The 12,656-nt window shown below is 41.1% G+C and carries 8 protein-coding genes and 3 tRNA genes; 7 read left to right on the top strand and 4 right to left on the bottom strand.

All coding sequences use genetic code 11. The features are described 5' to 3' along the window. Window position 1: 1 nt before the first annotated feature. From FY557_RS11470 to FY557_RS11460, 3 genes are read left to right on the top strand one after another with little or no spacing between them, the layout of a single operon-like run. Entirely contained in the window at window positions 2-358 is a 357-nt protein-coding gene (locus FY557_RS11470) for a response regulator transcription factor (RefSeq protein ID WP_149247387.1), read from the top strand. A 7-nt stretch (window positions 359-365) separates the two neighbouring features. Further along, entirely contained in the window at window positions 366-1,430 is a 1,065-nt protein-coding gene (locus FY557_RS11465; RefSeq protein WP_149247386.1) for a HEAT repeat domain-containing protein, read from the top strand. Continuing rightward, window positions 1,427-4,852, top strand: a complete 3,426-nt coding sequence (locus FY557_RS11460) for a sulfatase-like hydrolase/transferase (RefSeq protein ID WP_149247385.1) — start codon at window positions 1,427-1,429, stop codon at window positions 4,850-4,852. The genes FY557_RS11465 and FY557_RS11460 overlap by 4 nt, the downstream gene beginning before the upstream one ends. Before the next feature lie 268 nt (window positions 4,853-5,120). Here the strand turns inward: FY557_RS11460 and FY557_RS11455 are convergent, their stop codons facing one another. From FY557_RS11455 to FY557_RS11440, 4 genes are all read right to left on the bottom strand, one after another. Then, window positions 5,121-6,356: a YaiO family outer membrane beta-barrel protein gene (locus FY557_RS11455; RefSeq protein WP_149247384.1), complete on the bottom strand. Its 1,236-nt coding sequence runs from the start codon at window positions 6,354-6,356 to the stop codon at window positions 5,121-5,123. A 933-nt stretch (window positions 6,357-7,289) separates the two neighbouring features. Continuing rightward, window positions 7,290-7,363: transfer RNA gene (locus tag FY557_RS11450), tRNA-Arg, on the bottom strand. 49 nt (window positions 7,364-7,412) lie between these two features. After that, window positions 7,413-7,487, bottom strand: a tRNA-Pro gene (locus tag FY557_RS11445). Between the two features lie 18 nt (window positions 7,488-7,505). Continuing rightward, window positions 7,506-7,590, bottom strand: a tRNA-Ser gene (locus tag FY557_RS11440). Between the two features lie 137 nt (window positions 7,591-7,727). On the opposite strand from FY557_RS11440, the gene FY557_RS11435 reads away from it, so the two are divergent. The 4 genes from FY557_RS11435 (at window position 7,728) to FY557_RS11420 (ending at window position 12,582) form a co-directional block, all read left to right on the top strand. Then, window positions 7,728-8,756, top strand: coding sequence for an N-acetylmuramoyl-L-alanine amidase (locus FY557_RS11435; protein ID WP_149247383.1), 1,029 nt, complete (start codon window positions 7,728-7,730; stop codon window positions 8,754-8,756). 102 nt (window positions 8,757-8,858) lie between these two features. Then, complete coding sequence (gene aspA / locus FY557_RS11430) at window positions 8,859-10,259, top strand: aspartate ammonia-lyase (RefSeq protein ID WP_149247382.1); 1,401 nt, start codon at window positions 8,859-8,861, stop codon at window positions 10,257-10,259. Window positions 10,260-10,570: 311 nt separating this feature from the next. After that, a complete protein-coding gene (locus FY557_RS11425; RefSeq protein ID WP_149247381.1) occupies window positions 10,571-11,425 on the top strand; it encodes a glycosyltransferase family 2 protein in 855 nt (284 codons plus the stop codon). 107 nt (window positions 11,426-11,532) lie between these two features. Further along, window positions 11,533-12,582 carry a hypothetical protein gene (locus FY557_RS11420; protein WP_149247380.1) on the top strand — a complete coding sequence of 350 codons (1,050 nt, stop codon included), beginning with the start codon at window positions 11,533-11,535 and terminating at the stop codon, window positions 12,580-12,582. Window positions 12,583-12,656: the final 74 nt, after the last annotated feature.

Below are 12,656 nucleotides of genomic sequence, written 5' to 3'. Positions count from 1 at the left end.
TATGTTGATTCTGATTGCAGAAGATGATGAACTGATTTTAAAAACGATAGAGCATAAATTGCTGAAAGAAGGACATGAAGTTATTTTAACCCGCAACGGGAAAGAAGCTATTGAAAAACTGAAAGAAAAAGACGTGGATCTGGCCATCACCGATATCATGATGCCTTTCGCTTCGGGAATAGAGATTCTTTCCGCGATACGATCCGTAGGGAAAAAAACACCGGTTATCATGCTGTCGAGCATGGGCCAGGAAGAAGTGGTGCTGAATGCTTTTGATCTGGGCGCTTCAGATTTTATAGTAAAACCTTTCAGTCCTAATGAATTAATGCTTAGGGTTAAAAGATTTATGACAAAATAAATTGAATATGGCGGAAATTACTTCGGTATACTTCTTTGTGCTGGTATTGTTCGGCATATTGCTGTTGGTCGTTGTATTGATCATAGGCGTGCTGCTTTACGGCTTTTTTCAGTACAGACAGTCTGTGCGCATGTACAGATGGCTGGAGATCATCAATCAGAAAATATCGGAAGTCATTGTCTATGACACAGAAGATCAGCCGGACAACCTTTCTTTCAGGCAGTTTTCGGGAAATTCTTCCTTCCGTAATCTGTTTTTACAGAAGCTGGTAGATTCAGAAAAGAAGTTTTCGGGGATGGCAAAAGATAAAATCAAGGGTTTGTTCAATCAATATGGCCTTCATCGCGAGGCGGAGCAAAAACTCGGGCGGAAGAAAGCTTTTCTTATCGCAGGGGGAATACAGGAACTTACGGTAATGGATTCTACGGATGCTCTTCCCAGAATTTCCGGTTTTCTGTCGCATCCTTCGCCCCAGGTCTACCAGGAAGCCCAGTATGCAATGGTGAGTTTAAAAGGGTTTGAAGGGCTGACTTTTCTGGATACCGCAGAAGGAAAGATTTCAGAGTGGCAGCAGCTGAGGCTTCTGCTTTCTGTTACTACAATACCGGAAGATTCAGTACCGCCCGTTAAAAGCTGGCTGACAAGTCCCAATGATTCCGTTGTTGTTTTTACTCTGAAACTCATCAGGAAATTTCAGCTGCTTTCTTTTTATTCTGACATAATAGGGCTGTCGGAACATGCATCTTCCGAAGTTCGGATACGTGCTGTACAGACCCTCTTATCTTTGGACAATCCTTCAACAATGGATGCTCTTACGGAAATATATCCCCGGCAGCCTTTGGAAGTCCAGGCCGAGATCCTCCGGGCCATGAAGGTTTCAAAAGACAAAAGTACCACGGAGCTGTTAAAAAAAGAATTGTCGGAAAACCCTTCTCCCGGTATTAAAGTTCATGCCGCGGAGGCCCTTTTTTCATTAGGACATCAGGATTATCTGGTACATTTGGTACAGGAGGAAGCTGCTTCCAATGAATTGGTTCAGATTGTTAAATATGCACTACAGGAAAAAATATGATCGAATTTTCTCACATTATCTACGAAGTTGTCATATGGCTGTTTCTGTTGTATGGTGCAGCAGTTACAATTATTTACGGCTGGATCGGGATCTATGCCCTGGGGGCGGTAATCCGGTATAAAAAAGTAAATACCTTTACCGATTACAGCATGATCGCGGCCAATCCCAATGCGCCTGTCTTCAGCATCATTGCGCCGGCTTATAATGAAGGAATGACGATTGTGGAAAATGTACGGTCCTTATTATCTCTGTATTACCATAACCTGGAAATCATTATTGTAAATGACGGAAGCAAGGACGATTCTCTACAAAAATTAATAGAAGCCTATGAGCTGGAATGTGTTTCTTTTTTTATACAGGGCAGGATTGAAACCAATAAGGTAAGAGGAATTTATAAAAGTAAAAATCAGGCTTTTAAAAAACTGATTATCGTCGATAAGGAAAACGGAGGAAAAGCCGATGCTTTAAATGTAGGAATCAATGTTTCCTCGGGGGAATATTTGGTTTGTATTGATGTCGACTGTATCCTGGAGCAGGATGCCATCCTGAAGCTGGCTAAACCTTTTCTTGAACAGACGGATAAAAAAATCATTGCCTGCGGTGGGGTTATCCGCCTGGCCAACAACTGTATCATCGAAGACGGCAAGGTCGTAGGTGTAAATATGCCACGGACTTTACTGGGCAGGACCCAGGCTCTGGAATATATCCGGGCTTTCGTGCTGGGACGCATGGCCTGGTCCAGGGCTTCCGGACTGATTCTGATCTCCGGCGCCTTCGGGGTTTTCGACCGTAAAATTGTTCTGGAATGTGGCGGCTACGACCGAAATACAGTAGGTGAGGATATGGAGCTGGTAGTCCGGATGCGGAAATATATGGAGGAAAGGAAGGAACCATACCAGGTAACTACAATTCCTGATCCTCTATGCTGGACGGAAGTCCCGGAAACCAAGGATATTCTCAGAAAACAAAGAAACAGATGGATGCGCGGTACCATGGAAACCCTTTGGAAACACCGGAAAATGATGTTCAACCCAAAATACGGAAGACTGGGAATGGTAAGTCTCCCTTATTGGTTCTTCTTTGAATTTCTGGGTCCTTTGGTTGAGTTTCTGGGATACGTTATTTTTATTGTTTTTCTTTTGTTGGGAATCATCAACTGGCCATTTTTCCTTATTCTGTTTGCACTGGTCATTTCATTGGGCTTCCTTTATTCCATTTACGGGCTTCTGGTGGATCTTGTCAGTTATAAGGTATATACCAAACGGAAAGACTTCCTTAGCCTGATCGGGACCGCGTTTTCAGAACCCTTTTATTTTCATCCGATTGTAGTAAAAGCAGGGGTAAATGGGTTTGTCGATTACTTTAAAAAGTCTCACGGCTGGGGAGAGATGAAAAGACAGGGCTTTAATCAGACCATTGAAAATTTACCGCTTAAAGCCAGGATTTCAGCGATTCTTCAGAACGGCCTAAGGAAATGGGGTGTCCTTTCTTCCGTCTTTCTTGGCCTCTTCCTGATAGGGGTAACAGCCGAATGGCTTTGGTACCGGTATTCTTTTCCCGGATTGGATGCAGATCGTATTCTGGGTGAATTGTTCTTTGGAAATATCTTATTTGCCTTCAGGCTGATATTCGGAATCGGACTCATTTATCTCATCATCAATGTAGTTAAAGAAAGCTGGGCAAGATTTTTAGCCCTGGTTGTACTTGGAGGGGTAGCTGTTATGCAGTACATCCTGTTTTTATACTTTTCGCAAACCCAGAATACCCTTGGAGCAGATGTCCTGTATTACAGCAAAGATGAAATTAAAGAAACCTTACAGGCAAGCGGTATGCTGAATGTTAAAAACTTAGCCTTGCTGGGAATTCTGGCCGGTGCCACTGTTATCCCTTTATGGATGGCCGGAAAATCCGCCTTTAAATCCGTTTACGTAGGAATAACATTCTTCTGCATCGGTTTGCTTGCATTTTTTATTCCCGACGGAATTTTATCCGGTGGATTAGAGCGTACCAATCTTTTCAGCCAGACCGCTGCCAAAAGTAAATGGGCTTATTTTTTTAAATCCAACGAGGCTAATTTTCTAAACAACCATCCGGAGATCATGGATATATTTGAAGATGCGGGAGCTTTTGCATCGAATGCTGAAACAATGAACAAAGACTTCCCATTCTGGCGGAAAGAAAACACACCGGACTTTCTGGGGCCTTACCTCAACCGTTCCGATGAAACGCCCAATCTTGTTTTTATCGTTTTAGAGGGATTTGGCCATGCTTATACATCACCTAAAGGATATATCGGGAATTTCACGCCTTTTCTCGATTCCCTTTCCCGTAAAAGCCTTTATTGGGAAAACAGCCTGAGTTCAGCGGGAAGAACATTCGGCGCACTGCCTTCGCTTACCGGATCGCTTCCTTTCGGCAGAAACGGCTTCCTGGAAATACAAAAGACCCCGGAGCATTTCAATCTTTTTAATATTCTGAAAAACAACGGATTTAAAACCGGCTTTTATTACGGAGGAGATGTATCGTTCGACCGGTACCGGGAGTTCCTGGAATACAGCCAGGTCGATCATCTGGTCGATCAGTCATCATTCGGAAAGGCTTATAAAAAACTTCCTGCGCATAACGGGTCGAGCTGGGGATATGAAGACCAGGCCGTCTTCGGTAAAATGCTTGAAGTACGGAAGTTGAATCAAAAGCCTTATTTTGATATGATTCTTACGCTTTCGACGCACAATCCGTTTTTGATTAATAACAGCGCTTATTATGAAAATCTTTACAACAAAAGAATGCAGTCTGATATCCTTTCTCCGGACCAGAAAAAGATGGCCGCAACGTTTAAAAATCAACTGATCTCGGTGATCAATGCAGATGATGCACTGAGATATTTTTTTGAGAAGTACCGTAAGCGTCCCGATTTTGCCAATACCATTTTCATGATTACGGGCGATCACAGCATGCCGGAAATTACCCTGGAATCCCATATCGACCGTTTCCATGTGCCATTGCTGATCTATTCTCCCTTGCTGAAAGCACCTAAGCACTTCCGGAAAACAGCAAGCCACTTTGATGTTGCACCTTCTTTTTTAGCTTATTACAGAAATAATTACCAGATGAAAACTCCTTCTACAGTTGCCTGGGTAGGAAGAGGATTTTCCCCTGATTCGGAAGTGGCCAAGGTGGATGTTCCGATTATGCAGAGTAAAGACATGATGGTGGATTTCGTATCAGGGAAACATTACATTCACGATACAGAGTTGCTGATTATTAATGAACAAGGATCGGATCCTTATGAGGATGAAGCTGCGTTAAAAGAAATCGGCCAGCGGTTTAACCGTTTTAAAAGTATGAATGCACGCTTTTATGCTTCCAAAAAACTGATGCCGGATTCCGTAACCGTTAATTTTTTTAAAGGTAAAAAATAATAGGAGGAGTTTTTAAGTCCTTGGCATTAGGGAATTAAATATACTTCTTAATTAGCTTAACAGGAATTCAAATGATATTTATTTAACAAAAGAATAAGCCCGAATACCCAAAAAATTCAATCAGAGTAACAGCTATCAGGCAATACAATTGGTATATGAGGCAGTTGAACTTATGATGTTGGCTGCAAAACTTCCAGCTTTCCGCTTCCCTTATCCAACCATTAATCAGGAGTACTTTGAGTCTACGTTAATAAGTTCTAACTACATTCTAGAACTTCACAGTATAGCCTAAATTAACATCAAACTGACTTCCTGTTGTATTGGGAAGATATTCCTGATTATAATACATCGTACCGATGGAAAACAGGTTGGATTTTACAGAAAAATTGTATTCCGCTCCTATTTTAAATGTTTTAAGCTTGTAGATCTCAGTGCCAAGCAGGTTGTTGCGGTTTTCTTCCGGGCTGATTCCCGAGCCGATCTGAAAAGCAAAATAATCCTGTGCGCTTTTGGTATAATATCGTACAGTTGCCGTGTAGGATTGGGAAATATTGCTGTTGTCCGGCGTAATATAAGCACGCAGATTGAACCAGAAATTTTTGTAATATTTACCTACGGAAGCCGTGTATAACCAGATGTTGTCGGCAAAATACAGCTGGCGGTAACCGATTTCCGCCTCAAAGCTGTGCGGAAGATTGGCATTTAATGAAGCTCCTGTACGGTATTTAGGGAAGATGCCGACATCACCGGAATAGGCCCCGCCTACATACAGGTAAAACATAGGGGATAATCTTGGGTAAGCCTCCAGCTCAAGCTGGGTGCCGCTCTGTCCGAATTTGCTGGCATAATTTCCTCTCAGGATTACCGAACCGATCGGAGTAACCCGCTTGTAGCTTACACCCACAATATGCCAGTCATGATCGAATTGTTTGTCAAAATGAGAGTAATTGTACGTGATGCCGATCGCATTTTTAGAATTCAGCTCGTTGATCCTGACGGCGAGGTTCACCGCTTCGGTATTTTTACGATTAATTTCAAGAACTTTTTTAATTGCTTCTTCAGCTTCGGCGTATTGCTTATCGGCAAAATACACTTTCGCCTTCAACAGTAGGAGTGCTTCAGACTGAGGATGATAGACTAATCCCTGATTCAGGATTTCAATAGATTTAGCGTACTGATCGTTCCAGTATTCCAGGGAGCCGTAAGCGATAAAATAATCTTCATCCTGAACCGCTCTTGCGGAAAGGCCTGCAAAAACCGCTCTTGCGGACTCAGGATCTTTGTTCCAGGTATATACTCTTCCCAGGAAAACAGAAACATCGGTGTAAGTGGGAGCTTTTTCCAGCGCTTCTTTAGCCAATGCAATAGAAGTGGGATAGTCTTTGTTTTCAAAAGCTGCCGTTCTTGCCTTTGCAAACAATTCGTCAGCAGATAAGTTTTGCTGACTGAAAATCTGTAAAGGAAGAAAAATTAATAGAATCAGAGAACCAAAATATATTTTCATGAAATGCTGCGGTTTGATGTAATAAATTAAGATATTTTATCCTTCAAACAAATATATTGAATTTAAATAGTTAAAATAATTATATAATCAATTTATTTATACCACATCAGCAAATGATAAGGTAAAAATTAACATTGTCCTGCATTAAATCAAGCAGGATGAAATCAGCGTTATGTCTCTGGATCTATTTCTCTTGATAATGCTTAAATATTTTTTTAAAATTAACTGTCTTTATCAGAATTTTCAGCAATAATTTAATTAAATTTACTTGCCTGGTCATTAATTTAAGCAAAGAAAAATGAAGAAAATCTTACTTCTTTTCCTTTTACTCTTTTCATTTTCTTTTATCTGTAATTTATATCTAGAAAAAAGGTTAAGGCTTGCTTTCTCACAAATGAAAATAGAAGATATTTAGACATCTAGAACATCATTCCAACAAAAATTTTCATAGATACGGGATCGAAAACATAGGTAACAGTTTACAGAGAGAATTAACGGAAATGAATGTTGACCATTGCCGATTCAATGTAAAAAAAGATTATTTCTACTTTTTTCAGAATAAAGTTATCTACATTAGGTATCAGCAAAGATGCCTGAAGGTCACTGTAAGTTATAAGCTTTTGGAATCTCTGTTCAGGGTAAAAGGGTTTCAAAGTTGTAACTAGCTATTAAAAAAGATGACAGGAATCAAAAGGAGTGCCAAAACCTGGGACCCAAAAGCTCCATAGAAACTGCCTATTAATAGCTACAGTAATTAATTGATTTTTATAATCTCCATAGGACCGGCCGGCTATCTTTTTGCTTATTTTTCTCTTCAGCTTTTTCGGTTAATCCAACTTTCGATTGTCCCGATTGGATTCGGGATGCTCTATCAGATTAGCCGTAATCCCTAAAACAAAAAACCTCACAACAGAAGTTGCAAGGTTTTTTAAGTGAGCGCGAAAGGATTCGAACCTTTGACCGTCTGCTTAGAAGGCAGATGCTCTATCCAGCTGAGCTACGCACCCATTGTAAGGTTGATTCCGCTTAGTTTGTAATTAAGCGCGTTAAAAAAAGTCGGGGCGGCAGGATTCGAACCTGCGACCTCCTGGTCCCAAACCAGGCGCGATGACCGGACTACGCTACGCCCCGAAAAGATATATAAGAAAGCGGAGGGTAAGGGATTCGAACCCTTGCGACACTTTCGCGTCGACAGTTTAGCAAACTGCTCCGTTAACCACTCCGGCAACCCTCCTGTTTATCTTCGTTTTTTAATGATCGTTACTCCGTTATTGCGAGTGCAAATATAGAACAGATTTCTTTATTTACCAAATATTTTTCAAGAAAAATTTCCGTATTTTTGAGGTAATAAACGACCAAAAAAATTAACTCATGCGTAATACATTATATATCATCGGATTAAGCACTCTTGTTTTTTCCTGTACCTCGCAACAGAATGCCAAAAAAAAACAATACATCCCGAGAACACCCACGGTACAGCCGAAAACGGCAGGAAAAACACAACCGAATGACAAGCCGAAACCGAAAGTAACCACTGATCACGGCGTAGAGTTTTTCACGACCAATATTGCCGATATTACAAAAAATGACAACACGGCAAGCTACGGTTCTATTGTTTCCGCAAGGCCTGCAGGTTATAAAGTGGTGAAGACGTATTTTCCGGCTATTGCGCAGAATTTCAGGCAGCGGTACCTTATCTTGCACTATACGGCATTACCGGACGATAAATCCGTTACGGTTCTTTCCCAGCAGTCGGTGAGTGCTCATTATCTGGTAAACAATACCGGCGATAATGAAATTTACCAGCTGGTGGACGAAAACAAGCGCGCTTACCATGCAGGAGTCAGCGCCTGGAGAAACGACCGCAACCTGAATGATAATTCCATCGGAATCGAAATCGTAAACTCCGGTTTTACTACCGATGCCTCAGGAAAAAGGATTTTCGTACCGTTTGATGAGGCACAGGTAAAAAAAGTGGCTGCTCTGGTAAAAGATATTGTTGCCCGGTATAATATTCCGTCAACGAATATTCTGGCCCATTCGGATATTGCACCTACGAGAAAGCAGGATCCGGGACCACTTTTCCCATGGAAACGCCTGTATGATGAATATCAGATCGGGATGTGGTACGACGATGCCATTAAGCAGGGATATTATGATCTGGCAACCTCAATGGATTATCAGGCTACCTACAATGATGCAGCTTTCATTATGAATGTTCAGTCGCAGCTGCAGAAATTCGGTTACGCATTGGATCTGAGCGGAAAGTGGGATGATGCTACCAAAAAAACGATCGAAGCTTTCCAGTATCACTTCCGTCCGCAGAATTACGACGGAATTATGGATGCGGAAACGTTTTCTATCCTGCAGGCTTTAAACCAGAAATACCCGCTAAAATAAAAAATGCAACAATTTAAAAATATAACAATGGATCAGTGTAACAATCTCTTAATTTCTTTTTTATTGTTAAACTGATACTGTTATTATATTAATTAATAAATTATGGAAAATTTTAGAAAAGAGAGTGATTTATTGGGCGAACTGAATGTCCCGGTAAATGCTTATTATGGAGTACAGACGCAACGGGCGATCGATAATTTTAAAATTTCAGGACAGCTTTTATCATCATACCCTGAGTTTATCCGGGGACTGGCTTTCGTGAAGAAAGCTGCAGCGAAAACCAATTACGAACTGGGGCTGCTGGATGAAAATCTATATTTTACCATGGCGGAAGTCTGTGATGAGTTGATTAAAGGCGAACTGCATGATCAGTTTCCCGTGGATATGATCCAGGGAGGCGCAGGAACTTCGGTGAATATGAATGCCAATGAGGTAATAGCCAACCGGGTACTTGAAAAACTGGGCAAAAACAAAGGGCAGTATGAATTCTGCTCGCCGAATGACCACGTCAACCTTTCCCAATCGACCAACGATGCTTATCCGACAGCCATTAAAATGGGATTGCTGCAGATGAACAATAGGCTGGTAGAAAAGCTGGAAAAAATCGTAGAAGCTTTCCGTGCAAAAGGCCGGGAGTTTCAGGATGTCATCAAAATGGGAAGGACGCAGCTTCAGGATGCCGTTCCGATGACTTTAGGCCAGGAGTTTGAAGCATTTGCCGCTACCCTTGAAGAAGATATTTCCAAATTAAATAACAATGCCGGTCTTTTCGTAGAAGTCAATATGGGTGCTACGGCAATCGGGACGGGAATTAACGCTCCGGTAGGATATGCCGTGCTTTGTGCAAAAAATTTAGCCGAGATTACAGGCTTTCCGGTAGTTTCCGCACCGGATCTGGTAGAAGCAACGCCGGATACAGGATCGTATGTCATTTATTCATCAGCCATGAAACGTCTGGCGGTAAAATTATCAAAGATCTGCAACGATTTGAGATTATTGGCGTCGGGACCGAGAGCGGGACTTTCGGAGATCAATCTTCCGCCGATGCAGCCGGGATCATCCATCATGCCGGGGAAGGTAAATCCTGTAATTCCGGAAGTTGTTAACCAGGTTTGCTTTAAAGTGTTCGGAAACGATCTTACGGTAACGTTTGCAGCGGAGGCCGGACAATTGCAGTTGAATGTGATGGAACCGGTGCTTTCCCATGCAATCATGGAAAATATTCATTTCCTGGGCAATGCATTGGATACGCTTCGGGAAAAATGTATTGTCGGCATCACGGCCAATAAAGAAATCTGCCTGAATATGGTAAAACACAGCATCGGGATCGTAACGGCCCTGAATCCTTACATCGGCTACAAATATTCTACCGCCATCGCAAAAGAGGCCCTGGAAACGGGAAAGAGTGTTTATAATCTGGTATTGGAAAAAGGAATTCTCTCCCAGGAAAAGCTGGATGAAATCCTGGATCCTAAAAACATGCTGAAACCACACAACAAGTAATATAAATAATAAGTGATCACTGATAAAGATATTTTTTAGATCTGGATCATTGATTACTTATTATACTTCGTCTGCTTAATCTTTATTTATCAACCGCAAAAGAGACAAAAGATAATAGTGCTGCTAATCGTAAGCCCAGATGGTCAGAAGTTACTGAAAGAAAAAAATCAAAGGTTAAAAAAAACATTTCCGGATTTTTTAGCATCATGATATCCAAATTATTTCAGTGTTAAAGTCTTTTATTTCCTTTTGGTTAAATTAAATCAGTTTAGACAATGTTGTAAAAACATATTCATTTAAAATATTTTTTCTTGAAATTTTTAATCATTATTCCTGCCCATAACGAGGAAAACAACCTTCCGTTTACTCTTGATGCCTTACTGCACCAGAGCCATACGGATTTCAAAATCGTAATTGTCAACGACGGTTCTGCGGACGGTACGCCGGAAGTTATCAGAAAATATACGGATACGGATTCCAGGTTCACTGCCGTTCATCTTGAAAAATCGGCTCACCAGCCCGGCTCAAAAGTGGTCAATGCTTTTAAGAACGGACTACAGACTCAGGATATGCAAGCGTTTGATATCATCTGTAAATTTGATGCTGATATTATTTTGCCTGAAAATTATCTGGAAACTCTTAAAGATGCCTTTCAGACAAATCCAGAATACGGATTGATAGGTGGCTTATTGTATGTGGAAAAGGGTGGGCAATGGGTGTATGAAGGCAATTCCAACAAGCACCATGTCCGGGGCCCCGTGAAAGCTTACCGGAAAGACTGTTTCATCCAGATGAAGGGGATCCGTGAAACATTGGGCTGGGATAATATCGATGCCATTTTACTGGAAAACCTGGGCTGGAAAGAAGTGGTGTTGCCGGAGCTGCATGTCAGGCTGATCAAAGTAAAAGGATCGGATTATACGATACGGCCGGCGGATTATTACGGCAGGTATTTTTACTTTTTAGGACTGAACCGTTTTCTGGCCTACATTGCCGCATCAAAAGAAGCGATGAAAAGCAGATCGGCTAACTTTTTAATGGATATTATAAAATCTTATGAAAGCTGCCGTTCCAAAAAACTGGAATTGAAAGTTTCAAAAGAAGAACAGATCATTATCAACAGCCAGCGCTGGAATATGCTGAAGAAAAAATGGCTTAAAATGTAAAAAAACAATAAGAACGGGCAATGTGATCCTGAGCTTGTCGAAGGAAGCCCCTCCATCCCAAAATAAGAAATCAAAACCGGCTTTAGCCAAAACTTATCTCACCGACTGTGAAAAAAATAGCCTACATCGAAATAGACACCCATGCGGAAATAGCACAGGCCTTCATGGAAATCATGGAAGGGCTGCCGTCTTTTTCAATAGATTACTATTTTTCAGAAAAAATTAAGAGCCAGATTGCTGATCACAGTGAACAGGTCTTTTTATCAGACAGTTCGATAATCCTGGATCAGCTGAAGAACAAAAATTATGACCTTATCATCATCGGAACTGTTCATCGGTATTTCAATACATTCGATATTATTGCAGCAAAATATAATACTGCAGTAATCGTCCATAACATGAATTTTACGAAAGCTTCCCAAATAAATCTGATAAAAAGCATTTTTAAAAGAGACAGGATCTACCGGCTGAAACTTTTGGGAAAAGAGGGCTTGTTGAGATCTCCGGATGTATACCGCAAGGCGAAACACTTGTTGGTGTTGGATGACGGATTAAGCTCTGAACAATTCAGGTTCCTACCACTTTTTTATACCAGGCAGGCAGACAAACCGGAAAACAAAGTTCTCACCATCGTTATTCCCGGAGGTGTTTCTCAACAACGAAGAGATTACGGTCATGTTTTCAGGGGTATTAAAAATTTGAAAACAGAAGAACCAATGGCCTTTATTTTTCTGGGTAAGGCAAAAGACAGAGAACTGGAGCAGCTTAAAGAATTGTCTCGGAATATACCGAAAAATATAATGCTGAAATATTTTTCAGAAAGAGTTTCTTCCCCGGTTTTTGATGAATGGATGCAGAAAGCGGATGTTCTCTGGTGCCCGATTCAGCAGGAGACGGAATTTTTCAGCTTGCGGGAAATCTACGGCATAACTAAAATGACGGGTAACCTGGGTGATGCCATTAAATTCGGAAAATGGGCGGTGTTTCCTGAAAACTATCCAGCAAAGCTTGATTTTATTGTCACTGAACAGAAAGAGATCATCAGCCAGTTTGAGATGCTTAAACGTACCTCAATTGATTTTCATAAAGATTACAGCAAACATGTTATTCAGCAAAAACTTGAAAAGCTTTTAAATGAATTCATTAATTGTATCTGATATAGACTTTCATTGATTTAATACCTCTGAAAGTGATGTTGACAAGATAAACTTTCAACATCCGGCTTAACCCT

The organism is Chryseobacterium sp. SN22 (genome assembly GCF_008329705.1).
Taxonomy (GTDB): Bacteria; Bacteroidota; Bacteroidia; order Flavobacteriales; family Weeksellaceae; genus Chryseobacterium.
The sequence above is the reverse complement of the archived record's forward strand: the minus strand, read 5'-3'. Positions and strand labels throughout refer to the sequence as shown.